Annotated in this window: 18 protein-coding genes; 2 read left to right on the forward strand and 16 right to left on the reverse strand. The window is 69.2% G+C overall.

Annotated elements, in window-relative coordinates:
• Positions 1-12: 12 nt before the first annotated feature.
• Positions 13-1,590: an alkyl hydroperoxide reductase subunit F gene (gene ahpF, locus VPH46_RS07325; RefSeq protein WP_416610100.1), complete on the forward strand. Its 1,578-nt coding sequence runs from the start codon at positions 13-15 to the stop codon at positions 1,588-1,590.
• 153 nt (positions 1,591-1,743) lie between these two features.
• Here the strand turns inward: ahpF and VPH46_RS07330 are convergent, their stop codons facing one another.
• The 9 genes from VPH46_RS07330 to VPH46_RS07370 all read right to left on the reverse strand — a co-directional run bounded on the left by VPH46_RS07330 (position 1,744) and on the right by VPH46_RS07370 (position 11,894).
• Positions 1,744-2,811: a c-type cytochrome gene (locus VPH46_RS07330; protein WP_416610102.1), complete on the reverse strand. Its 1,068-nt coding sequence runs from the start codon at positions 2,809-2,811 to the stop codon at positions 1,744-1,746.
• Complete coding sequence (locus VPH46_RS07335) at positions 2,808-3,413, reverse strand: cytochrome c oxidase assembly protein (RefSeq protein WP_416610105.1); 606 nt, start codon at positions 3,411-3,413, stop codon at positions 2,808-2,810. The genes VPH46_RS07330 and VPH46_RS07335 overlap by 4 nt, the downstream gene beginning before the upstream one ends.
• Positions 3,410-3,790 carry a hypothetical protein gene (locus VPH46_RS07340; RefSeq protein ID WP_416610107.1) on the reverse strand — a complete coding sequence of 127 codons (381 nt, stop codon included), beginning with the start codon at positions 3,788-3,790 and terminating at the stop codon, positions 3,410-3,412. Before VPH46_RS07340 ends, VPH46_RS07335 begins: the two co-directional genes overlap by 4 nt.
• Positions 3,787-6,312: a cytochrome c oxidase subunit I gene (gene ctaD / locus VPH46_RS07345; protein WP_416610109.1), complete on the reverse strand. Its 2,526-nt coding sequence runs from the start codon at positions 6,310-6,312 to the stop codon at positions 3,787-3,789. Before ctaD ends, VPH46_RS07340 begins: the two co-directional genes overlap by 4 nt.
• Entirely contained in the window at positions 6,309-7,289 is a 981-nt protein-coding gene (coxB, locus tag VPH46_RS07350; RefSeq protein ID WP_416610111.1) for a cytochrome c oxidase subunit II, read from the reverse strand. Before coxB ends, ctaD begins: the two co-directional genes overlap by 4 nt.
• A 143-nt stretch (positions 7,290-7,432) precedes the next feature.
• Positions 7,433-9,397, reverse strand: a complete 1,965-nt coding sequence (locus tag VPH46_RS07355) for a CocE/NonD family hydrolase (RefSeq protein WP_416610113.1) — start codon at positions 9,395-9,397, stop codon at positions 7,433-7,435.
• A 147-nt stretch (positions 9,398-9,544) separates the two neighbouring features.
• Positions 9,545-10,384, reverse strand: coding sequence for an S-formylglutathione hydrolase (gene fghA, locus VPH46_RS07360; protein ID WP_416610115.1), 840 nt, complete (start codon positions 10,382-10,384; stop codon positions 9,545-9,547).
• A gap of 14 nt (positions 10,385-10,398) precedes the next feature.
• Entirely contained in the window at positions 10,399-10,782 is a 384-nt protein-coding gene (locus VPH46_RS07365) for a VOC family protein (protein WP_125959828.1), read from the reverse strand.
• A complete protein-coding gene (locus VPH46_RS07370) occupies positions 10,782-11,894 on the reverse strand; it encodes an S-(hydroxymethyl)glutathione dehydrogenase/class III alcohol dehydrogenase (protein WP_416610117.1) in 1,113 nt (370 codons plus the stop codon). Before VPH46_RS07370 ends, VPH46_RS07365 begins: the two co-directional genes overlap by 1 nt.
• A gap of 140 nt (positions 11,895-12,034) precedes the next feature.
• Between VPH46_RS07370 and VPH46_RS07375 the strand changes: the two genes are divergently transcribed.
• The gene (locus VPH46_RS07375; RefSeq protein ID WP_416610119.1) at positions 12,035-12,892 is read left to right on the forward strand and encodes an oxygenase MpaB family protein; all 858 of its coding nucleotides are present in this window, start codon (positions 12,035-12,037) and stop codon (positions 12,890-12,892) included.
• Between the two features lie 129 nt (positions 12,893-13,021).
• On the opposite strand, the gene VPH46_RS07380 is transcribed toward VPH46_RS07375, so the two are convergent.
• The 7 genes from VPH46_RS07380 to VPH46_RS07410 form a co-directional block, all read right to left on the reverse strand.
• Complete coding sequence (locus VPH46_RS07380) at positions 13,022-15,073, reverse strand: NAD(+) synthase (protein ID WP_416610121.1); 2,052 nt, start codon at positions 15,071-15,073, stop codon at positions 13,022-13,024.
• Positions 15,074-15,143: 70 nt separating this feature from the next.
• Positions 15,144-15,839 (reverse strand): murein L,D-transpeptidase catalytic domain family protein, encoded by a 696-nt coding sequence (locus VPH46_RS07385; RefSeq protein ID WP_416610123.1) that lies wholly within the window; start codon positions 15,837-15,839, stop codon positions 15,144-15,146.
• A 140-nt stretch (positions 15,840-15,979) separates the two neighbouring features.
• The gene (locus tag VPH46_RS07390) at positions 15,980-17,794 is read right to left on the reverse strand and encodes a response regulator (RefSeq protein ID WP_416610125.1); all 1,815 of its coding nucleotides are present in this window, start codon (positions 17,792-17,794) and stop codon (positions 15,980-15,982) included.
• Complete coding sequence (locus tag VPH46_RS07395; protein ID WP_416610127.1) at positions 17,791-19,455, reverse strand: ATP-binding protein; 1,665 nt, start codon at positions 19,453-19,455, stop codon at positions 17,791-17,793. The genes VPH46_RS07390 and VPH46_RS07395 overlap by 4 nt, the downstream gene beginning before the upstream one ends.
• Complete coding sequence (locus tag VPH46_RS07400; RefSeq protein WP_206432152.1) at positions 19,452-20,495, reverse strand: chemotaxis protein CheB; 1,044 nt, start codon at positions 20,493-20,495, stop codon at positions 19,452-19,454. The genes VPH46_RS07395 and VPH46_RS07400 overlap by 4 nt, the downstream gene beginning before the upstream one ends.
• A gap of 3 nt (positions 20,496-20,498) precedes the next feature.
• Positions 20,499-22,514, reverse strand: a complete 2,016-nt coding sequence (locus tag VPH46_RS07405; RefSeq protein WP_416610130.1) for a hybrid sensor histidine kinase/response regulator — start codon at positions 22,512-22,514, stop codon at positions 20,499-20,501.
• Between the two features lie 10 nt (positions 22,515-22,524).
• Positions 22,525-24,180 (reverse strand): methyl-accepting chemotaxis protein, encoded by a 1,656-nt coding sequence (locus tag VPH46_RS07410; protein ID WP_416610132.1) that lies wholly within the window; start codon positions 24,178-24,180, stop codon positions 22,525-22,527.
• Between the last annotated feature and the right edge of the window lies 1 nt (position 24,181).

Below are 24,181 nucleotides of genomic sequence, written 5' to 3' on the forward strand. Positions count from 1 at the left end.
CGGAGTTTCCCCATGCTCGACGCCAATCTGACGCAGCAGCTCAAGGCCTATCTGGTCAACATTCGCGAGCCGATCGAGCTCGTCGCTTCGCTCGGCACCGACGCAAAGTCGCGCGAGCTGGGTGAGCTGCTGAACGAAATCGCTGCCCTTTCCGACAAGATCGCCGTCGTCGACGGTGACGATGCGCGCAAGCCCAGCTTCCAGATCCGCCGCACCGGCACCGACATCGGCGTCCGCTTCGCCGGCATTCCGATGGGCCATGAGTTCACCTCGCTAGTGCTGGCGCTGCTCCAGGTCGGCGGCCACCCGTCCAAGGCCGCGCAGGACCTGATCGAGCAGGTCCAGAACCTGGACGGCGACTTCGCCTTCGAAACCTATTTCTCGCTGTCGTGCCAGAACTGCCCGGACGTGGTGCAGGCGCTGAACCTGATGAGCGTGCTCAACCCGCGCATCAGCAACGTCTCGATCGACGGATCGCTGTTCAAGGAAGAGGTCGAGGCGCGCAAGGTGATGGCGGTGCCAACCGTCTACCTGAACGGCGAAGTGTTCGGCCAGGGCCGCATGGAGCTGGAGCAGATCGTCGCCAAGATCGACAGCGGCGCCTCCGCGCGCGCGGCCGAGAAGATCAAGGCGAAGGATGCGTTCGACGTTCTGGTGGTGGGCGGTGGCCCGGCCGGTGCGGCGGCGGCCATCTACGCCGCGCGCAAGGGCATCCGCACCGGCGTGCTGGCCGAGCGCTTCGGTGGCCAGGTGCTCGACACCATGGCGATCGAGAACTTCATCTCGGTGCCGCATACCGAGGGGCCGAAGCTCGCCGCGCACCTGGAGCAGCACGTCAAGGAATATGACGTCGACGTCATGAACCTGCAGCGTGCCGACAAGCTGATCCCGGCAGCCCAGCCGGGCGGCCTGCACGAGGTGCGGCTGGAGAATGGCGCGTCGCTGAAGGCGCGTACCGTGATCCTGTCGACCGGTGCCCGCTGGCGCCAGATGAACGTGCCCGGCGAGGACGCGTACAAGAACAAGGGCGTGGCCTATTGCCCGCACTGCGACGGCCCGCTGTTCAAGGGCAAGCGCGTGGCGGTGATCGGCGGCGGCAACTCCGGCGTCGAGGCGGCGATCGACCTCGCCGGCATCGTCGCGCACGTGACCCTGATCGAATATGACTCGGACCTTCGCGCCGACGCGGTGCTGCAGCGCAAGCTCGCCAGCCTGCCGAACGTGAAGATCATCACCTCGGCCCTGACGACCGAAGTGAAGGGTGACGGCGAGAAGGTCGTCGGCCTGACGTACAAGGACCGCAACCACGGCACGACCCACGAGATCGCGCTGGAAGGCATCTTCGTGCAGATCGGTCTGGTGCCGAACACCGAGTGGCTGAAGGGTGCGGTGGGGCTGACCCCGCGCGGCGAGATCGAGATCGACCATCGCGGCGAAACCACGCAGGCAGGCATCTTCGCGGCGGGCGATGCGACCACGGTGCCCTACAAGCAGATCGTGATCGCGATGGGCGAGGGGTCGAAGGCGGCGCTGTCGGCGTTCGACTATCTCATCCGCCTGAACCCGGCGGATCTCGCCGAGGCGGCGTAACGGCTGGGCGGCGCGGCCGGTGGGCCGCGCCGTCTGTTTTTCTGAATCCGTATTCCTGCGCAGGCAGGAATCCAGGGCCAAGCAGAACAACAAGCGTCGGCGTGCGGAACCCTGGGCTCCTGCTTTCGCAGGAGCACTGTGGAGGCCTGGGCGTCAGTCCGTCTGCCGCGCCACGCCGTGCTCGAGATACGCGGCGAGCGGCTCGATCATCTCCTTGGGGATGCGGCGCGCGATCACCGGCATCGTCGCCTGCGATTGGCGGGCGTCGACCTCGACTTCCTCTCCCTGCCAGTGGCGCAGGCGGTCGGCGATATATCCCGCCTTCTGGCCCTCGATCACCGGCGCGCGTCCTCCTGGCTTGTGACAGGAACGGCAGGCCGGAAGCTCCTCTTCAGGGAGCCCGTGGGCAACCAGGCGGGCCGCCGCGGCGGTGCCTTCGCCGGCGGATAGGGGACGCAGCCCCGGCATGGCGGCGAAGTGGCGTGCCAGCGTCTGCATCTCCGCGTCGGAGAGCATCACTGCGACCTCCCGCATCACCGCACTCTGGCGGTCTCCGCTCGCATAGCCCCGCAGGGCCGCGAGCAGATAGCCGGGCTGCTGGCCGCCGAGGACCGGAACGTCGTCGGCGCCGCGCCCGCGCCCGTCGGCGCCGTGGCAGCCGGTGCAGGTGCGGAGCGTCGCATCGGAGACGCCGGCCAGCGGCGCGGCGGGCGCTTCGTCCGTCAGCGACCGGTATTGTGCCGGCGTCATCCGCGGCAGGCGGCGGACGAAGGCGACCATGCGGCGGATCTCGTCCGGGCGCTCCTTGGCGGCCCAGGCCGGCATGCCCGTGAACTTCACGCCGTGCTGAATGATCCAGAACAGCTGGCGATCGTCCCACTCGCGCGCGTTGATCGAGAGGTCGGGCGCATGGGGGGTGGCCGCTCGCATCACCGGCGACGGCGGCACGCCGGGTGCCCCGTGGCAGACGGCGCAGCTGTTTTTGAAGTGCCCTGCGGCGCTGACGAGGCCGAGGTCGTCCCGGGGCTCCTCTTCGGCGGCGAACGCGGCGTGGGTGCGCACCGAGTTGCGCATGGTCCAGTGCAGGAACCAGTCGGTGATCGCCCAATGGCCGCTGGAGGCGGCGACGTTGAACGCGCCGGACCAGGCGAAGAGCAGGCCGGCCGCCGCCAGGGCGACGAGCGCCGCGAGCGCACGGCGCCAGGTGATGCGAAGGGTCATGCCCGTGCCTCCTGCCGAATCAGTCCGCCGAGCATCGCCAGCGCGCCCAGCAGATAGCTGGCGCCGCCAATCACCAGCATCACGACGCCGCCGAGCTGCTGGTCCTCGACCGGGCCGAGACCGGCAAAGCCGCCATGCATCGCCATCATCGGGTAGAGCGGGCGGGGCGCCAGGCCGATCAATGCGCCCAGCAGCGTCATGTGCATCGAGGTGAGCAGCAGCGCCCCGATGCCGCCGACGCGCCGATCGCCGCCGGCGCCGAGCACCGCGGCCCATAGCAGGACGCCGGCGGCGAGGAAGCTCAGCTGCTCGATCGCCAGCCACGCCAGCTGCGTGTCCGCGAGCGCCCGCATCGCCGGCAGGTGCCAGCCCCATACGACGGCCAGCTCGATCAGCGACATGGCGAGCGGATGGACCAGCCGCGGCGCGCGAAGGGCGAGATCATAGCGCGTGTCGACCATGCCCCAGGCAAGCAGGGGCGCGGCGATCGCGACGGCGATCATGTGTCCGGCCATGTGCCCGACCATGCCGAGCCCGAGCGCCGACACCAGCCAGCCGAGCGCCAGCAGCGCGACACCGGCGAGGAGGCTGCCGCGCTTCACCGGCAATCCTGAAGAAAGAGCACGGGCATGGCGGTGAACACCACGCCGGCAAAGCTCAGGCCGGAAAGCAGCAGGGTCGCCTTGGCAAGGAAGCGGATGCGATCGACGTCGGTCCCCGATTCATGCGGCGGCGGGTCTCCGGGGATCCGGGACTGGATGTGGGCGAGGATGCCGGCCAGTGCGATCAGCACCAGCGCGAGGATGGTGCCGATCGCAAAGGCGGCGGGCGAGTCGGCGAAGCTGCCGAGCTTGGCGCAGCGCACCGCCGCCCAGAGATAGGAGAAAAGGAAGTGCGCCGCCCACAGGGTCGGCGGGATGATCAGCGTCCACAGCGTGACCCGCAGCGCCCGGACGCGATCGCGCAGACCCCGCTTCATGCGACCTCCGGGAACCAGCCGATCGTCAGATAGGTGACGATCGCGGTGAGCGCGAGAAAGTGCTGGAAGACGGTGATGTTGCGCAGGTCCGCATTATGGGTGGGCGTCATCCTGCCCGCGAGGCTGCGCGCCAGCGTGTAGACCTGCATGATCGCGCCGATGCCGTTGTGGGCCGTGGTCCAGATGGTCAGCGTCCAGACGATCGCCGGGTAGACGTGGAGCGTCGGATCGAGGCCGGTAACCCAAGGACCGGCTAGCCCTGCGGCCAGCCCGCCGAGCGAGGCGAGCGGTGCGGTGACCAGCAACCATCGGGCGAGGACGACCCGGCCGCGGGCATGGACCTCGCGCGCGGCGACGGTCGCGGCCCAGCTGGCGAGCGTCAGCCCCAGCGCCACCATCGGCCAGGCGATGCCGGGGCCGTCGAGGCCGGCGCCGGACGGCGGGAACTCCGGATGCACGGTCCAGTAGAAGTAGTAGCCGAACACCAGCCCCGAGAAGGCAGTCGCATCGGCCATCATGGTGATGAACATGGCCCACCAGCCGGAGGAGGAGGGCCCGGAGATGTAGAGCGGCAGCTCGAGACCGTGGCCGATGGGCTTGCACGGCTTCTCCGGGATCTCCGCGGTGCCGGTCCACAGCCAGGCGAGCACCAGCGCCAGGGCCGCGAGGCCGGAGAGGAGCGCCAGCCAGTAGAGATGGTAGGTGGTGAGGATGAACACGCCACCGAGCGCCACTGCCGTGAGCATCGGCTTGACGCTGGGGGTGCCGAGGCGGACGACCTGGAGCGGGCGCGCGTCGAGAACGGTGGTGACGATCGTCTCCCGCCGGCCTTCCTCCGCATCGGGTAGGAAGTAGCGGCCTTCGTCGACCTTCTGGACGAAGCCCGGCTGGTCCCAGATGGGGTAGCGGCTTTCGATCAGCGGGATCGAGCGCACACCCCAGTTCTCGCTGTCGGGCAGCGTCAGCCATTCGAGCGTGCCGGCGTCCCACGGATTGCGGCGTGCCTTGGGCCGGGTGGGGGAGAGGGCAAGGTCGATCACCACCAGGCCCACCCCCGCGGCGAACAGATAGGCGCCCGCGGTGGAGGCGAGGTTGAGGCCGCCGATACCGAGCTCGGCGGGATAGGTGAACACGCGGCGCGGCATGCCCATCAGGCCGGAGAAATGCATCGGGAAGAAGGTGAGGTTGGCGCCGACGAACATGATCCAGAAGGCGGTGCGCCCGAGCCGGTCCGACAGCTTCTTTCCGGTCACCAGCGGCCAGTAATAGTAGAGCCCGGCGAACAGCGGCAGCAGCGTGCCCCCGATCAGCACGTAGTGGAGGTGGGCGACCACGAAATAGGTGTCGTGCGCCTGCCAGTCGAACGGCACCACGGCGACCATGACACCCGTCAGGCCGCCGATCACGAAGATGGCGAGGCTGCCGGTGGCGTAGAGCAGGGGCGTCGACCACACGACGCGGCCGGCCCACAGCGTTGCCAGGAAGCAGAAGATCTGGACGCCGGTCGGGATCACCACGGCCTGCGAGGCGGCGGAGAAGAAGGCGAGGCTGATCTTGGGCAGCCCGGTCGCGAACATGTGGTGCACCCACAGGCCGAAGCTCAGGAACGCGGTGCCCACCGCTGCCAGCACGATCCACGGATAGCCGAGCAGGTGCCGGCGCGCGAAGGTCGGCACCAGCATCGCGAACAGCGCAATCGACGGCAGGAAGATGATGTAGACCTCCGGATGGCCGAAGATCCAGAACAGGTGCTGCCAGAGCAGCGGATCGCCGCCGCGGGCCGCATCGAAGAACGGCCAGTCGAGCAGCCGCTCCATCTCGAACAGCACGTCGCCCGCGATGAGCGGCGGGAAGGCGAACAGGATCATCACCGCCACGACCAGGATGTACCAGGCGTAGAGCGGCATCAGGTTGAGCCGCATGCCGGGCGGGCGGCATTTCAGCACGCCGACGATCAGCTCGACGGCGGCGGCGACGGACGACACCTCGATGAACGAGAGGCCCAGCATCCAGATGTCGGCGCCGAGGCCGGACAGGTCCTTGCGGGTGGTGAGCGGCGGGTACATGAACCAGCCGCCGTCGGGTGCCGCGTTGAAGAAGATCGAGCCGCTGACGAACACGCCGCCGATCAGGAAGCTCCAATAGCCGAATGCCGAAAGCCGTGGGAACGGCAGGTCGCGTGCGCCGAGCAGGCTGGGCAAGAGGATGATCGAGACCGCCTCGAACATCGGCACGGCGAACAGGAACATCATCATCGACCCGTGCAGCGTGAACAGCTGGTTGAAGGTCGAGGCGGAGACCAGGTCGTTCTCGGGCGCCGCCAGCTGCGTGCGCATGATGAGCGCCAGCACGCCCGCGAACAGCATGAAGGCGAAGGCGGTGAGCACGTACCAGTTGCCGACGCGATTGTTGTTGCAGTCGGTCCAGCGGAAGAACCAGCCCTTGGGCGCCTCCCAGACGGCGCGCAGCCGTTCCTCCTGGGCGCGGCGGACCGCGGGATCGTTCTGTGCGTCGGCGGTCATTGCAGGCCCTGCAGATAGGTGGCGATCTGCCGGGCGTCGTCGGGCGGCAGGTGGGGAAAGGCGGGCATGCGCGCGCCGGGTTTTGCCTCGTCGGGCTTGCGGATGAAGCGGGCGATCGCCTCGGTCTCCATCGGCAGCGTGCCGGCCGCGACGCGCAGGCGGCTGCCGAAGTGGGTGAGATCGGGACCGATCGTGCCGAGGGCACCGGTACCGCGGATGGCGTGGCAGCCTGCGCAGCCATTGTCGGCGAACAGCGCCTGGCCGCGTGTGTCCGCAGGAGGAGTGGCGGGCCTGCGCTGGAGGGCGAGCCAGCGATCGAAGGCTGCCGGCTCCATCGCGACGACGTCGAACGCCATGCGGGCGTGGGAGAGGCCGCAGAATTCGGTACAGGCGCCGCGGTAGCGGCCCGGCGCATCGGCGCGTACCACCAGTTCGTTAGTGCGGCCGGGGATCATGTCCATCTTGCCGGCGAGGCCGGGGATCCAGAAGCTGTGGATCACGTCGGACGCCTTCAGCTGGAAGGCGACCGTGCGGCCGACCGGGATGCGCACCTCGTTGGCGGCGGTCACCGGTGGAGTCCCTGAAGGCTGGTAGGCGACCCGCCACCAGAACTGCTCCCCGGTGACGGTGATGCGGAGGTCGGCAGGGGCAACCGGCCGCGGCCGCATCATCGGCAGGGCGTAGAGCAGCAGAGCGAACAGGACGAGTGTCGGCACCAGCGCGCCGAGCACCAGCACCAGGCGCATGCCGCCCTTGTGGCTGAGGCGCCCTTCGGGTGCGCGCACCGCGGCCAGCCACAGGCCGGCGAGGGCAACCAGGATGACGAGCGCCCCGATCACCAGCACCAGCGTGAGGTGGCGGACCTGCTCGGCTTCGGCCCCGAACGGCGCCAGGGCGGACTGGTGGCGATTGCAGCCCGCGATCAGCAGGGTTGCTGCCGTCGCGCCAAAGATCTTGCCCCGCCGTGCGCGCCGCATGCTACCCTTTTCACGGCGCCGCACGCGGCGCGCCCCCGACCCTATACTTGTGCACGACCGCAACGCCCGCGCGGGCGCTTCGATCCGGCAGACACAAAACGTAAGGAACGGGTGGGGCGGCACCGCGGCGCCGCCCTGGCCGATCAGCGCGCCGCCTGTACCTGCGGCTGGTCGACCGGCACCACCGGCAGCCACACGGCGGTGGGCGAGCCGGTAGTATGCTCGATCGTCACCGTCGCCTTCTGATAGTCCGCCGGCTTCGCGAAGAAGATGTTGGGAACATACTTCTGCGGGTTGCGGTCGTAGAGCGGGAACAGCGTCGACTGGATCTGCACCATGATCCGGTGGCCCGGCTGGAACACGTGGTTCACGGTCGGCAGGCGGAAGCGATAGCGCTGGACCTTGTTGGCCGGGATCGGCGTCGGCTTTTCGAAGCTGTCGCGGTAGCGGCCGCGGAAGATGTCGAGCGCGATCGGCAGCTGGTAGCCACCCATCTTCGGATCGGAGGCGACCTCGTCCGGATAGACGTCGATCAGCTTCACCACGAAGTCGCCGTCGGTGCCGGTGGTGCGGGCGAACAGGTCCGCGATCGGCGCGCCCGAAACGCGCGTCGGCGCGGTCAGCACCTCGGTCTGATAGGTCAGCACGTCCGGGCGGCCGTCGACCGAGCGCTGGTCGCTCACCAGCCACTCTTTCCAGCGCGCGGAGTCCGCGAACGACACCGGCCGTGCGAGATAGGGCACGGGCTTGGCGGGATCGGAGACATAGCTGTCGGACCCGCCCGCGGGCTTGCCGAACGACAGGCTATAATTGCCCTGGAGGTACAGGGGAGTCAGCGGACGCGCGCAGTCCTTTTCACAGGCGAGCGGCCAGGTGGCGAGCCGGTCCCAGTGGTTCGCACCGGTGTTGTAGATCAGCACCGGCGGCGCTTCGTACGCAGGCGCGTTGTCGCGCAGATGGCGGTTGAAGAAGGGCAGCAGCACGTCGCGGCGGAACTGGAGCGCGGTGTCGCCGTCCCACTTGAGCGGGCCGAGCGAGGAACCGTCGTAATTGACCTGGCTGTGCCGCCACGGCCCCATGACGAGGTGGTTGTTGCCGGCCTTGCCCACGGCCTTGAGCGCCTCCCAGCTCATGATCGCGCCGTACATGTCCTCCTGGTCCCACAGGCCCTGGATCCACAGCGTCGGCACGTTGGAGGGGTTGGCGGCGACCATCTTGTCGAGCGCCTGGCCCTGCCACTCCGCGTCATAGGCCGGGTGCTCCGACATGCGGCGCCAGAAAGGCAACTGGTCAAAGCCCGACTGCTTGGCCCAGGCGCCGGCCGAGCCGATGCGGCGGAAGGTCTCGTAATCGTCGAGGCCGGTCGAGGGCGGCTGCTGGCCCGCGCCCTTGAAACCGCTCTGCGATCCGATCCAGCCGATGTTCGCCTGGCGGAAGGCGCCATAGTGGAACCAGTCGTCGCCCATCCAGCCGTCGATCATCGGGCTCTGCGGTGCTGCGACCTTCAACGCGGGGTGCGGGCCGAGCAGCGCCATCACCACCGTGAAGCCCTCATAGGACGATCCGAGCATGCCGACGCGGCCGTTGGATTCGGGCAGGTTCGCCTTGTTCACCAGCCAGTCGATGGTGTCATAGGCGTCGGTGACGTGGTCGACCTTGGTGCGGTTGAGCGGGCCGATCACCGGGCGGGTGACGACATAGTCGCCCTCCGAGCCGAACTTGCCGCGGATGTCCTGAAAGACGCGGATATAGCCGTCGTTCACGAACACCTCGTCGCCCTGCGGCAGTGCGGACAGCATGTTGGGGCTGTCGCTGCGCGAGGCGCGGCCGGAGGCGTTGTAGGGCGTGCGGGTGAGCAGGATCGGTGCGTTGGTCGCGCCCTTTGGCACGATGATAACGGTGTGCAGCTTCGTCCCGTCGCGCATCGGCACCATGATCTCGCGCCGGTCATAGTTATAGGCGGTGGTGGGCATGGTGAAGTTGGCGGGAATGTCGCCGGTGCTGGCTTGCGTCCGCGTGTCCACGTCCTTGGGGGCGGGCGGCGCCACCTGCGCGGTGAGGGCGGCGAACAACATCGGGGCGGCGAGCAGGGCAGGGCGCAGGCGCATCGGCAGTTCCTTGGGTGCGGCGCCCGAAGGACGAGGGGCGCTGCCCGCATTGTTGCGATGCGGAGCCGCCGAGTAAAGCGGCTTGGTGCGATGCCGGGCGTCTTCGTGCTCCTGCCTGCGCAGGAGCACGGGGGGAGGGAGAGGCGATCAGCCGTGCAGGCGCTTCGCGTGCCAGGCGACATGGTCAGGCATGAAGGTGGAGATGAAATAATAGCTGTGGTCGTAGCCCGGCTGCATGCGCAGGGTGAGCGGGATGCCGGCCGCGGCGCACGCGTCGCGCAGCAGCTCCGGCTTGAGCTGGTCCAGGAACCCGTCGGCATCGCCCTGGTCGACCAGCAGCTCGGGCAGGCGCGCGCCGTCGGCGATCAGCGCGCACGCATCATGGGCGCGCCATGCGGCCAGGTTGCTGCCGAGATAGCCGGTGAGCGCCTTTTCACCCCAGGAGGAATTCATCGCCGACGCGATCGGCGCAAAGGCGGAGACGCTGCGGAAGCGGTCCGGATTGCGCAGGGCGATGGTGAGCGCGCCGTGGCCGCCCATCGAATGGCCGGTGATCGACTGGCGCGCCATGTCCGCCATCGGGAACTCGGCCGCGATCAACGCGGGCAGCTCGTCCTCGATGTAGGTGCGCATGTGGAAGTGCGTCGACCAGGGCGCCTGCGTCGCGTCGAGGTAGAAGCCCGCGCCCTGGCCGAAGTCATAGCCCTCCGCATCCGGTACGCCTTCGCCGCGCGGCGAGGTGTCCGGCGCGATGAAGATCACGCGGTGCTCGGCGCAGGCAGCGCGGAACTCGCCCTTTTCCGTCACATTGGCGTGGGTGCAGGTAAGGCCGGACAGATACCAGAGCACCGGCAGCCGCTCGCCGGGGTCGTGCGCGGGCACGAACACGGAGAAGGTCATCGGCGTGCCCGTCGCGGTGGAGACGTGGCGATACACGCCCTGGATGCCGCCGTGCGAGGTGCTGGTGGAGACGGTTTCGAGAGCCATGGTGCGCCTCTCGATCACGCGATGCGGTGCGACGCGCAGAGCTTGTTGCCGGCCGGGTCGCGCAGATAGGCGAGGTAGAGAGTCCGGCCCGCGGTCCCGTGGCGGATGCCGGGCGGGTTCTCGATCGCGGTGCCGCCGTTTGCCAGGCCGGCCGCGTGCCACGCGTCCGCGGCCTCCGGCGACGCGGCGGCAAAGCCGATCGTGCTGCCGTTGGCCGGACTGGCAGGCTCGCCATTGATCGGCCGCGTCACCAGGAAGCGGCCGCCGCCATGCATATAGACGACGCGCCCCCATTCATCGACCACGCCGGCCGGGATGCCGAGGGCGCCGAGGGCGGCGTCGTAGAACGCCTTGGACGCAGCAATGTCGTCGGCGCCGACCATGACGTGGCTGAACATCAGTACACCACCACGCTGCGGATGCTCTCGCCGGCATGCATCAGGTCGAAGCCCTTGTTGATCTCCTCCAGCGTCAGCACATGGGTGATCATCGGGTCGATCGCGATCTTGCCGTCCATGTACCAATCGACGATCTTGGGCACGTCGGTGCGACCCTTGGCGCCGCCGAACGCGGTGCCGCGCCAGTTGCGGCCGGTCACCAGCTGGAAGGGACGGGTGCTGATTTCCTTGCCGGCCTCGGCCACGCCGATGATGATCGAGGTGCCCCAGCCGCGGTGGCACGCCTCCAGCGCGGTGCGCATCACCTCGGTATTGCCGGTGCAGTCGAAGGTATAGTCGGCGCCGCCATCGGTGAGCGCCAGGATCTCGGCGATCACTTCCTCGCGCGACTTACCGCGGCCGTTGATGAAGTCGGTCATGCCGAACTGGCGGCCCCAGCCTTCGCGGTCCGGGTTGATATCGACGCCGATGATCTTGTTGGCGCCCGCGAGCTTGGCGCCCTGCAGCACGTTAAGGCCGATGCCGCCCAGGCCGAACACGACGATGTTGTCGCCGACCTGCACCTTGGCGGTGTTGACCACCGCGCCGACGCCGGTGGTCACGCCGCAGCCGATGTAGCAGCTGGTCTGGAAGGGCGCGTCCTCGCGGATCTTCGCGACCGCGATCTCCGGCAGCACGGTGAAGTTCGAAAAGGTCGAGCAGCCCATGTAATGGAAGATCGGCTGGCCTTTGTACGAAAAGCGCGTGGTGCCGTCCGGCATCAGCCCCTTGCCCTGGGTAGCGCGGATCGCGGTGCACAGGTTGGTCTTGCCCGACAGGCACGACTTACACTGGCGGCATTCGGGCGTGTAGAGCGGGATGATATGGTCGCCCGGCTTCACGCTGGTGACGCCGGCGCCGACCTCGCGCACGATGCCGGCGCCTTCGTGGCCGAGGACGCTCGGGAAGATGCCCTCGGAGTCGAAGCCGTCGAGCGTGTAGGCGTCGGTGTGGCAGATGCCGGTGGCCATGATCTCGACCAGCACCTCACCGGGCTTGGGGCCTTCGAGATCGAGCTCGACGATCTCCAGCGGCTTCTTCGCTTCGAAAGCGACGGCGGCGCGTGTCTTCATGGGGGTTCTCGCGATTGGAAACGGGGGATGGAGCGGGGATAGCGAAACCGCGGGACGGCGCAACCGGTCCGGGCTGCGGAACTGCCCGGGACACCCTATCTAGACGGGCACGCGGCACCGGCTGGCGCGTTGGGAAAGACATGGACACGGTACGCCAGACGATCGCGAAGCAGGTGCGGGCGCTGACAGGCGCGGGGGACGGGGCGATCGACCTCAGCCGCCCGCCTGGGGATGACGGGCTGTTCGGGCCTGCTTCCGTGTGCTGGCGCGTGCACGGCGACTTCACCTCGATGATGATTGGGGGAACGGCCGCCCTGATGTTGCAGATGCTCCACCCGCTGGCGCTGGCCGGCGTGTGGGACCATTCGAACTTCCAGCGCGACATGCTGGGACGGCTGAAGCGGACGGCGCAGTTCATCGCCGGCACCACCTATGGCGCGACCGGCGAGGCGGAGCGGCTGATCGGTCGGGTGCGGGCTATCCACGACCGGGTGCACGGTACGCTGCCGGACGGAACGCCCTATGACGCCAACGATCCCGAACTGCTGACCTGGATCCATGTCGCGGAGGTGCGGATGTTCCTGTCCGGATACCTGCGCTACCGGGCTCCGCTGTCGGCCGCCGAGCAGGACCGGTATTTCGCCGAGTACGCCGAGGTCGCGCGGCGGCTGGGGGCCGAGGATGTGCCGACCAGCCGGCGCGAGATCGACAGCTATCTGATGGACGTGCGGCCGCAGCTGCGCTTCGACGAGCGCACGCACACGGTGCTGCAGGCGCTTCTGTCGCAGCCGGCGCCGAACCTGGCGATGCGGCCGTTCGGGGACCTCACCATGCGGGCGGCGATCGACCTGCTGCCGCCCTGGGCACGCGCGATGCTCCAGCTGCGCGAGCGCCCCGCCGAGGGACCGCTGGTGCGGGCAGGCGCGCGCGGCGTGGGGGTGATGCTGCGCTGGGCGCTCAACGGCCGCAATGCGGAGGCACAGGCGCGGCGGGGGTAGGGGGACCTCGCTTCCCCAACTCCCACCGTATCCCTGCGGAGGCAGGGATCCAGGGCCAGGCAGAACAACGATCGGTGGCGTTCGGAACCCTGGGCTCCCGCCTTCGCGGGAGCACAAGTTGGAGGGGCCTTACGGCAGCGCCGCGCGTAGTTCCTCGACCCACGGCTTCGCCACGCCATCGGAAGGCGCGCGCCAGTCGCCGCGGGGGCTGAGCGCGCCGCCGCCGGACACCTTCGGGCCGTTGGGGATCGCCGAGCGCTTGAACTGGCTGGTCTGGAAGAAGCGCCACAGGAAGGATTCGAGCCAGCGGGCGATCGTCTCCAGGTCGTAGGCGTTGCGCTTGGCCTGCGGGAAGTCGATCGGCCAGGCGCCGCCTTCGCTGTCCTTCCACGCGTGCCAGGCGAGGAACGCGACCTTGGAAGGGGACAGCCCCTGCCGGACGATGTGATGCAGGAAGAAGTCGTGCAACTCGTAGGGGCCGACCTTGCTCTCGGTGCTCTGCAATTGGCCGTCGTCGCCAGCGGGTACGAGCTCGGGCGAGATTTCCGTTGCTAGGATGGCGTCGAGCACTTCGTTGGTGGGCGCGTCGAACTGGTCGGTCTGGATCGCCCAGCGGATGAGGTACTGGATCAGCGTCTTCGGCACGCCGGCGTTGACGGCATAGTGGCTCATCTGGTCGCCGACGCCATAGGTGCACCAGCCGAGCGCCAGTTCCGACAGATCGCCGGTGCCGAGCACGAAGCCCTCGCGCTGATTGGCGAGGCGGAACAGATAGTCGGTGCGAAGCCCCGCCTGCACATTCTCGAACGCGATGTCATAGACCGGCTCGCCGCGCCCGAACGGGTGGTCCATGTCGGTGAGCATCTGCCGCGCGGCCGGGCGGATGTCGATTTCCGCGCCGGTGATGCCGAGCGCGTTCATCAGCGTCCAGGCATTGGCCTTGGTGCCCTCGCTGGTGGCGAAGCCCGGCATGGTGAAGCCCAGGATGTCGGAGCGCGGCTTGTCGAGCCGGTCGAACGCCTTGGCCGCGACGATCAGCGCGTGGGTAGAATCGAGCCCGCCCGACACGCCGATCACCAGCCGCTTGGCACCGGTCGCGACGATGCGCTTGCGTAGCGCCTCCACCTGGATGTTGAACGCCTCGTAGCAGTCCTCGTCCAGCGACACGGGGTTGCTGGGAACGAAGGGGAAGCGACGCACCTGGCGCTTGAGGCCGACGTCGGCGAAGTCCGGCTGGTGCGCGAAGCCGATGCGGCGGAAGCGCGTCTCCGGGTGGCCTGAGGCGGCGGCGGCGTCGTTGAACGTGCCCATGCGCATCCGCTCCAGCCGGATGCGGCCGGCGTCGACGTCGGCGTAGATGGTCGCGTCGGCACTGGCGAAGCGGTGCGAGGCGGCAAGCTGCTCGCCCAGTTCATAGACGAGACCCTGGCCATCCCACGAAAGGTCCGTCGTGCTCTCGCCCGGACCTGCGGCGGAATAGACATAGGCGCCGACCGCGCGCGCGGACTGGGCGGCGCACAGCATCTCGCGATCGCGCGCCTTGCCGACGACGATGTTGGAGGCGGAAAGATTGCACAGGATCAGCGCACCCGCGAGCGCGCCCGCGGTCGAGGGCGGGGTGGGCGCCCAGAAATCCTCGCAGATCTCCGCGTGGAAGACGAAGTCGGGCAGGTCCTCGGCCGTGAAGATCAGGTCGGTGCCGAACGGCGCGCGCTGGCCGGCGACGGTGATCTCGAGCCCGGTCAGGCCCGCGCCTTCGGCGAACCAGCGCTTCTCGTAGTATTCACGATAGTTGGGAAGGAAGCTCTTGGGAACGACGCCCAGGATGCGGCCGCGAGAAACCGCGACCGCGCAATTGTAGAGCCGGCCGTTGCGGCGCAGCGCCGCGCCGACCAGCAGCACCGGGCGCAGACCGGTGCTCGCCTCCACCACCTGCGCGAGAGCCGCCTCGGCCGCATCGCACAGCGCGTCCTGCAGGTGCAGGTCGTCGATGGCGTAGGAGGAGAGGTTGAGCTCCGGGAAGACCAGCAGGTCGGCGGCGGCCTCATGCCCTTGCCGGGCGAGCGCGATCGTCGCCTCGGCATTGGCGGCCGGGTCGCCGGCGGTGGCGAGCGGGGTGCAGGCACCAACGCGGATCAGGCCGTGCCGGTGGATCGAAAAGAAGCGGTGTTGCGTCATCATGCGAAGCGTAACGCGCGAGACCGCCAGAAGCTACGTCACCGGTTCTCGCGCGTTGCGGCTTCGCCTCGGATTATGCCTTGCCGGCGTAGATCATCCGCCCTTCGCCCAGCATTGCGAACACCTGCGGCAGGTCCTGCTCGCCGACCGCGAAGCAGCCCTGGCTGCGGCCGAGCATGCCATGGGTCTTGAGCATGTCCGGGTTGGCGTACCAGGCGCCGTGGATCACGATCGCGCGGTCGCGAGCGTTGTCGTTGGTCGGATCGAGGCCGATCACGCGCTGCGAGCGGCCGTGCTTGCCCACATAATAGTCGGCAGTGACGAAGGCGCCTTCGCAGGTCGCGTTCGAGTTCGGCTGATTCGAGAAGCGCTGGAGCTTGCCCGAGTGCGACGGATCGGAGCCGCTGCCATGGGAGACGAGCAGGCGCGTGACCTTCCCGCCCTCCAGATCGATGAACTGGAAGCGATGCTCGCTGGACGGCGCGTCGAAATCGGCGATCGCGATGCGGTCGCGACGGCGGATGGTGTCGCCATGCGCGTCGAGCGCCGCAATCGCGCGGTCGAACAGTTCGGGCTGCACGCCGCGGGGCGCAGAGACGCTGGCCGCCTTCGGCTCGGCAAAGATGCGCTGGCGGACTGGGGTCGGCACGGCGCGGGGTGCGGGGCGATCGGTGCTACTCAGCGTGCTGCGCGTCACGGCAAAGGCGCCCAGCGCGGCGATCGAACCCAGCATTGCGCGGCGCGAGCGAACGGTGTCGTCAAACTGCATCCTGCCTCCAAGAGAAGATGGTGAGGACAGCGGCCCCTCAAGGCCGTCGTGCGCTCTCAAGTATCTAATTTGGTGCCATTTTATGCAAGTTCAACCGCCCCGGGGATTGCCCGGGCCGTCGCGTTCCAAAGCCTTGTCGCTCAGTCGGCCGGAGTCAGGACGCGCGCGATCGTCGCCTTCAACTGGTCGCCGGTGAAGGGCTTGGTGAGGACCGGGAGCGGAACGCTGCCGTCCTCCACATCGGCGAATCCCGTCACGAGGATCGCGGGCAGGCCAGGTCGCCGCTCGCTCGCCACCCGGTAGAGATCGAGGCCCGAGATGTCCGGCATGGCATAGTCGGTGACGAGCAGATCGATCGCAGTGTCGCTCTCGAGCGCGTGCAGCGCTGCCTGGGCGCCGTCCGCCTCGATCACCTGGTGCCCGGCACCCGTCAGATGCGCGACGAGCACGGCGCGGACTTCGGCGTCGTCCTCCACCGCCAGCACCCGCAGCGAGGGCGTCTCCGCCGCCTGAGCGGCAACGGCCGCAGCAGCCTCGACCGGCTCCAGGCGGGGGAACCACAGGGTCACCGTAGTGCCCTCGCCGACGCGGCTGTCGATCGTCACCGTGCCGCCGGACGCTTCCGCCATGGCGCGGACCATCGGCAGGCCGAGGCCCGTGCCCTCGCCATGCGGCTTGGTGGTGAAGAAGGGCTCGAAGACGCGGTCGCGCAGATGCTCGGGGATACCGGCACCATTGTCGCGCACCGCGATGCAGATGCAGTTGCCCGCATGCGCCAGCTCCGGCGGCGCGGGGGCGCGGGCGCTGGAGATGACGATCTCCCCGCCATTGGCCATGGCATCGCGCGCGTTGATGCACAGGTTGACGATGGCGAGCTCGAACTGGCCGGGATCGGCGTGGATCGCGCCGTCCGCCTGGAGGTCGAGCGTCAGGGAGACGCGACCCGCCATGGTGCGGGCGACGAGTTCCTCCAGATCTCGGATCGCCTCGTCCGGGCGGAAGGTCTCGGCGGCGAGATCGCGCTGGCGGCTGAAGCTCAGCAGGCGCCGGGTGATCGCCGAGCCGCGGCCGGCTGCCGAGCGGGCGTTGGCGAGGAAGCGGGTGAGCCGATCCGGCTTGTCCAGCGAGCGTTCGGCGAGTTCGAGGTTGCCGAGAATGGCGGCGAGCAGATTGTTGAAATCATGCGCGATGCCGCCTGCGAGCGTCCCGAGCGCCTGGAGCTTTTCGGCTTGGTGGAGCCGGCGGGCGGCGAGGCGCCGGTCGGTCTCGTCCGACTCGATCTTGAGCAGGTGGCGGTCGCTGTCGCTGGCGCCGAAGGGGATCCGGCGGACGCGCGTCCAGCGCTCGTCCTCATCCTCGCCCCCGCTTTGCAGATCCTCTTCGGAATAGCTGCCGCTGGCGAGCGCCGCCTCATCCTTGTCGCGCACGTCGCCCGCGGTCGCGTTTTCGACGCGGTCGTGGTTGCCGCGGATCAGGCGATGGTGGCGATCGAGCACCGAAATCTGGTCGGCTGACGCCTGCATCAGGCCCAGGAAGGCGGATTGTTCGAAGCGAAGCGCCGCGCGCAGCTTCTGCCGCTCGGCGGCGGCGGCGACCATCGCCCGCAGCGCCTCCGGCTCCCACGGCTTGGCGGCATAGCCGCTGATGGCACCTTCGTTGACGGCCGAGACGACCGCCGAAAGGTCCGCATAGCCGGTCAGCAGGATCGCGTCGGCGTCGCTATAGGGGCGTGCGCGGGCGAGGAACACGTTGCCCGGCATCTCCGGCATCCGCTGGTCGGAGATGATCACCGCCAGGTCCGGGTTCGCTTTGACGATCTCGAGCGCCGCCACGGGAGAGGTGGAGGAGAGCAGCCGGTAGCGGTCCTCCAGCAGGTCCTCCAGCGCGACGAGGATCTCCTGCTCGTCGTCGACGACCAGAACCTTGGGCAATTCGGAATCGTTGAAATCGGTCATTGTCGATGCAGGGGTACCGCCAAGAGGAAGCGGGCGCCACCTTCGTTGCCCGATTCGATCGTGATCTCGCCACCGTGCGACCGGACGACGCCATAGGCGATGGCCAGGCCCAGGCCCGTGCCGGAGCCCACGTCCTTGGTGGTGAAGAAGGGTTCGAACACCCGCTCGCGGACGTCCGGCGGGATGCCGGGGCCGTTGTCGGTGATCGCGATGAAGAACCGGTCGTAGCGGGTCGAGGTTTCGATGACGATGCGGCCGGTGGCGGGATCGACCGCGTCGACCGCGTTCGAGATGATGTTCATCACCACCTGGTTGACCAGCGCCGGCGAGCTTTCGAGCGTGCGGACGGGGCCGTAGCGCCGCTCGATCGTGACGGTCGCGGGGATCTTCGGCTGGAGCAGCGTCAGCACCGAGTCGATCGCCTCCGGAATGTCGACGAGCGACCATTCGCCATCATCGAGGCGCGAGAAGCGGCGCAGTTTCACCACCAGATCCTGGATGCGCACCAGCCCGGTGCGGATCGAGCCCAGGCGCTCCGCGGCCTTGGCGAGGCGCTTGGTGCGGGTGTCGTCCTCGGCGGTCGTTGCGTCCTGCACCGCCCGCTCCACGGTGGCGTGGTGGGCGAGGATGAAGGCGAGCGGGTTGTTGATCTCGTGCGCGATGCCCGCGACGAGTTCGCCCAGTGACGCCATCTTGGCGGACTGGACCAGCTGTGCCTGAGTCTCGCGAAGCTGCGCGTTTGCCGCCTCCAGCTCGCGGTTGGCGGCGGCGAGGGCGTCGCTCGCCTCCGCCTGGGCGCGCGCATGGGCGAGCGCCAGCTCGCGCTCCCGCTCGCGGGCGGCGCCCGCCGCCTCGTCGTCGCGGGCGAGCTTGCGGCGGAGGATCGAACGCACCCGCACGAGGAGCATGTCGCGCTCGTCCCGGCTTGGCAGCACGTCGTCGGCACCGGCGCCGAGGCCGGCAAGCGTCTGTGCGGGATCGGCGACCTCGGACAGGGCGGCGATCTCGAACCCGGCGCTGTCCGCCTGCCGCTGGCGATCCAGCGCACGAACCCAGGCGAACGGGTCCTCGCCTTCGGGGGCCGGGCCGACGAGAACGCCGTCGAACGCCTCCTGCGCGACCGCGGAGAGCATCGCCTGCTCGTCTCCGGCGACGCTGACCGCATGGCCGTCGCCCGTCAGCAGCCCGCGCAGCCAATCGCGGTAGATCGGATCCGCCACCGCGACCAGCAGCCGTGCCTGGCGGAAGCCGCCGGCCGTGCCGTTGCCCGGCACGGAGCGCCGCTGGCGCAACAGCGAGCGCATGCGCGAGACCAGCAGCTGCGGGCCGCTCGCCTTGGGCACATAGGCGTTGGCGCCGCTGTCGAGCCCCTGGCGCTCCACCTCGCTCGCCTCGTCGCTGGTGAGCATGATGATCGGCAGCGTGCGGGTGTGGCCGGTCTGGCGCAGGATGCGCACCAGCTCGTCACCGTTCATGCCAGGCAGCCGATAATCGACCACCAGCAGATCGGGCAGCGCCTCGTTGAGGCTGACCAGTGCGTCCTCGGCCGTGCGGGTCCGGTCCACGGTGAAGCCGAAGCCCTCCAGCGTCCGTCGGAAGACCAGCGCCTGGGTGTCCGAATCCTCGACCAGCAACAGGTGCGGCGACGCGTCTTCGCTCACTGCACGACCTCGCGCGCCAGGATCCGCTTCACATGGGGGCCGATCAGATCGAGCGGCAACGCCAGCGCGCCCTGGCGCACCGCGGCGGCCGGCATGCCGTTCACGACCGCCGTGCTCTCATGCTCCGCGATCGCGGCACCTCCGGCGTCGACCAGCTGGCGGACGCCCGCAGCCCCGTCCTCTCCCATGCCGGTCAGGACGACGGCGAGCGCGGCACCGTCGAGCGCGGCCGCGGCGCTGGTGAACAACACGGTTGCGGCCGGCCGCTGGCCGCCGACGGGCGGCGCCTCCGACAGCCCCAGTTTGCCCGAAGGCATCAGGGTCAGGTGCCGGTCGCCCGGCGCCACATAGATGGTGCCCGGCTGGGGCAGGACGGCGGCGCGGGCGAGTTCGACCCGCTGCGGCACGACGCTGTCCAGCCAGCTGGCGAACCCGTCCATGAAGGCGCCGCCCATGTGCTGGACGAGCAGCACCGGCAGCGACAGGTCGGCGGGAAGGCTGTTGAACAGCTTGGCCAGCGCCTGAGGGCCGCCGGTGGAGGCGGCGCACAACAGCATTCGCGGCGCGATGCGCGGCCGCCCGGCGGTCGGCGTGCCGGCAAGCGGCGTGCGCATGCGTCGGCGGACCACGGCCACCTGGCTCATGATGACGAGCTGGGTGCGGATCTCGGCGGCGATGGTGCGGTATTCGGGATCGGCGATGCCGACCGGCTTTTCCACGGCGGCAAGCGCGCCGGCACGCAGCGCGTCCATGGTGGGATTGAGCTGGGTGCGATCGAAGCTGGCGGAGATGACGACGATCGGCGTCGGCTGATCGGCCATAATCTGGCGCGTCGCCTCGAGCCCGTCCATGCCGGGGAGGCGAATGTCCATCGAGATTACGTCGGGTCGGATCGCCGCCAGTTGCGCCAGCGCCTCTTCCGCGCTTGCGACGGCGGCCACCACCTCAAGCCGGGGGTCGCCCGCGATGATGTGCGTGAGCAGGGTGCGAACGACGAGCGAGTCCTCGACGATCATGACGCGGATCGGGCGCGTTGCCATGGCTCAGAGCAGCTGCTGTACGACGGAGATCAGCGTCCCCTGGTCGAACTCCTGCTTCGTCACATAGGCATTCGCACCCAGCTGGAGTCCACGCTCGATATCGTCCGGGCTGTTTCGCGATGTCATCATGACGACGGGAAGCGCTTGCAGGGCCGGATCGTTCCGTATTGCCGTGAGCAATCCGAAGCCATCCATGCGCGGCATTTCGACGTCTGCCACCACCAGGTCGATCGGCTCGAGCCCGGCGCGCAGCTGCTCCAGCCCGGCGAGGCCGTCGACCGCGATGAGGACGCGATAGCCCTGCGCCTCCAGGATGCTCTTTTCGAGGGTGCGGGTGGTGATCGAGTCGTCGACGACGAGCACCGTGCGCTGCACCGGCCGGGTCGCAGGCGCGATGCGCGGACGGCGGCGGGGGCCGGATGCGTCGGCGGCGAGCAGTGCCTCCGGCTCCAGCACGAGCGCGATGCCGTCCTCCAGCAGCACCGTTCCCCAGATCAACGGCACGTCGGCGGCAACAGCCGTCGGATCGCCGACCACCAGCGAGCGGACGTCATCAAGCGCGTCCACCAGCAGCACGCGCCGCTGGTCCGAGCCCTCGATCACCACCGCAGGCCGGGCACCGTCGGGCGCTTCGGAAGGCGGCAGGCCGAGCAGGTCGGCCAGTTCGGCCACCGGCACCGCCTCGTCCTCCAGCATCAGCACCGCACCGCCCTCGGTACGGTCGAACGCATCCGGGGTGAGGCGGAGCACGCGATCGACGCTCGCCGCGGGCAGGGCGTGGCGGGCGCCGCCGGCCTCCACCAGCAACAGCGCCTGGCGGGCGAGGGCGAGCGGCACCGACAGGCGGATCTCGGTGCCTGTCGGACGGCCGGGCAGGATGCGGACGCGGCCGTGCAGCCGGCGCACCGTCTCCGCCACCACGGACAAGCCGATGCCGCGGCCCGAAACCTCGTCCACGGTCCGGCTGGTCGAGAAGCCCTGCTCGAACAGCAGCGCGTAGAGGCCGCGTCGGGAGGGTGTCGGCGCCCCGGCGGCGATCAGTCCCGCCTCCCGCGCGCGCGCCTCAATCGCCTTGGGATCGAGGCCGGCACCGTCGTCGCGGATGACGATGTTGAGGCGGCCGCGGTCGGTGGTGGGGAGCACGCTGATCGTGCCACCCTCCGGCTTGCCCGCCCGGGCGCGCACCGCCGGCGGTTCGATCCCATGGCTGACGGCGTTGCGCAGCAGGTGGAGCAACGGCTCGCGCAGCGCCTGGAGCACGCGGCGATCCGCCTCCGCCTCGATCGGCTCCATGGTGAGCTCGGCGAACTTGCCCTGGCTGGCCGCGAGGTCGCGGACCATGCGCTCATGGCCCTCGAAGAGGGTAGCGACGGGCAGCAGCAGGATGCGTTCGGCGTCGCGCTCGATGTTCGCCGCGGCGCGTTCGAGTGCCCAGCGCTGGCGGCCGACTTCGCGGCGCAGCCGTTCCGTGCTGCCGACCAGGCGCGCGATGCGGCGGGCAAGCTCGCCGTCCTGCGTGGCAGGCATGTCGGCCAGCTCGGCCCCGAGCACCTCGACCATCTCCACGATGCGATCCTGCTCGGAGATGTGGTTGGCGAGATCGTGGACCGAACGGGCGAGCCGCTCGACATGGCGGCCGGCGACATGGACGCGGCCCGTCTGCGTCGAGGATGCCGCGGCGGTCGCCTCCGGCGCGTCGTCTTGCGTGGTGTCGCTGCGGGCGCCGTCCTCGATCGCGTCGGCGAGGGTGCGCAGCTCGGCGATCGTCGCGGCATCGAGCGCGCGTTCCCCGCGTTCGGCGGCGAGTAGGATGGTCTCGGCCGCATGGGCAGCCGCTTCGGTCGCCGGCAGGTCGACCGCACGCGCCGCCCCCTTCAGGCTGTGGGTGCGGCGGCTGAACTCGCGCAGATCGACGGGGCGACCGGCGGCGGCATCCGCAAGCGCCTCGCGGATGCCGGCCATGTGCTCGGCAAGCTCGGCGGCGAAGGCCGCGAGCAGTTCTGCGCGGAGTTCGTCCACCCGCCCGTCCTCAGACGCGATAGCGTTCGGTCAGGCTCACCAGCGTCCGCGACAGCTGGGTGAGGTCGCCCGCCGCCTGGTCCAGCTGGCGGGTGCTGGCCGCGGTCTGCTGGCTCGCCTGGCGGATGTTCTGCAGGGCGATGGTCACCTGCTCGATGCCGATCTGCTGCTGGTTGGTGGAGGCGACGATCTGCTGGAAGGTGTGGACGTTCTCCTGCACCCGCGTCGCCAGTTCGTTGATCGCCGACTGGCTGGCGTCGGTGCGCTCCTTGCCGGAGGCGACGCGCTTCACCGCCTCTTCCGTCAGCATGACCGAGGCGTTGATGCCGCGCTGAATGTCGCCCAGGATCGAGCGAACGTTGCGGGTGGCGGACTTCGCCTGGTCGGCCAGCGTCTTCATCTCCGACGCGACGATCGCGAAGCTGCGACCCTGCTCGCCGGCCGCCGCCGCCTCGATCGAGGCGTTGAGGGCAAGGAGGTGCGAGCGTTCCGATACGTCGTTCACCGTCGCGATGATATCGCCGATGGTCTGCGTCTTTTCCGACAGGGCGACGATGTTGCCGGCGACCGCCTCCGCCTGTTCGCGGATCGCGTCCATCGCGCGGGCGGTGTCGTGGACCGCGGTGCGGCCGGTGTCGCTCGTCTGGGCGGTGGCCTGCGCTGCGGCGATCACTTCCTGTGCTCGCAACGTGATCTGCGCACCCGAGTGGGTGATCTCGTCGACCGTGGCCGCGGTCTCCTGCACGGCGGCGAGCTGTTCCTCGACCGAGGCGGCCTGCTCCTGGGTGGAGGCGCGGATCTCGGTGGCGGCGGCGTTCAGGTCCTCGGTCGCGGCGCGGCTCTGGCGGGCGATCTCGCGCAGGCCCACCACCATCGTGTTGAGGGTGGCGCCCAGCTGGCCGAGTTCGTCGCTGCCGATGATGCGCGTCTCGCCCGACAGGTCGCCTTCGCCGATGCGGCCGGCGAAGCTCATGAAGTCGCTCAGCGGCCCGGTGATCGAGCGGCGGATCGTGAAAGCGACCACGACGCTGACCGCGATCGCGATCAGCAGCCCGATCAGGATCGACGTGCGCGTGCTTTCATAGACGTCCTGGGTCGCGCGCCGCCCGACCTCGATCGTGTTGCTGACGATCGTGCGGACCTGGCCGAGGCTCTGCGCGAGCGCGGCATGGTGGCGATCAATCTCTTCGCCCGCCTCGATCGCACCCTCGATATTGCCGTTCTCCAGCATCTCCAGCTGGCGTGCGCTCGCGGGGCGCAGGCGATCGAACGATGCCTGCACCGCCTGCGCGCCCTCGGACAGCTGGCGCCATTGTTCGATGCGGCCCTGATTGACCGCGGTCTCGCGGTTCTTCTCCGCGGTTGCGGTCAGCTTCGCGAGCGCGGCTGCCGTTTCGTTGGCGCGCGACTGCCAGTCGGCGACGTCGCCCGGGATGCCGCGGCCGCTGCGCATCGCGTGCATCACCGCCATCAGCCGCGCCTCGCGCATCCGTGCCTCGGCACGGGCGATGGAGTCGACATCGAGAATCGCGGCATAGTCGCGCTGGACGATCCGGTCGACGTTCGAGCGGACCACGCCCACCTGCTGGAGCGAGTAGAGGCCCAGCGCGACCAGAATGGCCGTGATGATGCCGAACCCGGCAACGATCCGAGTGGAAACCGACAAG

This window comes from Sphingomonas sp. MJ1 (PH-R8) (genome assembly GCF_048058635.1).
Lineage (GTDB): Bacteria > Pseudomonadota > Alphaproteobacteria > Sphingomonadales > Sphingomonadaceae > Sphingomonas.

Bases quoted from the DNA above. Each gene is read 5' to 3' on its own strand.
- fghA (WP_416610115.1), bottom strand. From the start codon at position 10,384: ATGGCTCTCGAAACCGTCTCCACCAGCACCTCGCACGGCGGCATCCAG.
- VPH46_RS07400 (WP_206432152.1), bottom strand. From the start codon at position 20,495: ATGGCAACGCGCCCGATCCGCGTCATGATCGTCGAGGACTCGCTCGTC.
- coxB (WP_416610111.1), bottom strand. From the start codon at position 7,289: ATGCGGCGCGCACGGCGGGGCAAGATCTTTGGCGCGACGGCAGCAACC.
- VPH46_RS07375 (WP_416610119.1), top strand. From the start codon at position 12,035: ATGGACACGGTACGCCAGACGATCGCGAAGCAGGTGCGGGCGCTGACA.
- VPH46_RS07355 (WP_416610113.1), bottom strand. From the start codon at position 9,397: ATGCGCCTGCGCCCTGCCCTGCTCGCCGCCCCGATGTTGTTCGCCGCC.
- VPH46_RS07380 (WP_416610121.1), bottom strand. From the start codon at position 15,073: ATGATGACGCAACACCGCTTCTTTTCGATCCACCGGCACGGCCTGATC.
- ctaD (WP_416610109.1), bottom strand. From the start codon at position 6,312: ATGACCGCCGACGCACAGAACGATCCCGCGGTCCGCCGCGCCCAGGAG.
- VPH46_RS07330 (WP_416610102.1), bottom strand. From the start codon at position 2,811: ATGACCCTTCGCATCACCTGGCGCCGTGCGCTCGCGGCGCTCGTCGCC.
- VPH46_RS07370 (WP_416610117.1), bottom strand. From the start codon at position 11,894: ATGAAGACACGCGCCGCCGTCGCTTTCGAAGCGAAGAAGCCGCTGGAG.
- VPH46_RS07340 (WP_416610107.1), bottom strand. From the start codon at position 3,790: ATGAAGCGGGGTCTGCGCGATCGCGTCCGGGCGCTGCGGGTCACGCTG.
- VPH46_RS07390 (WP_416610125.1), bottom strand. From the start codon at position 17,794: ATGACCGATTTCAACGATTCCGAATTGCCCAAGGTTCTGGTCGTCGAC.
- VPH46_RS07365 (WP_125959828.1), bottom strand. From the start codon at position 10,782: ATGTTCAGCCACGTCATGGTCGGCGCCGACGACATTGCTGCGTCCAAG.
- ahpF (WP_416610100.1), top strand. From the start codon at position 13: ATGCTCGACGCCAATCTGACGCAGCAGCTCAAGGCCTATCTGGTCAAC.
- VPH46_RS07385 (WP_416610123.1), bottom strand. From the start codon at position 15,839: ATGCAGTTTGACGACACCGTTCGCTCGCGCCGCGCAATGCTGGGTTCG.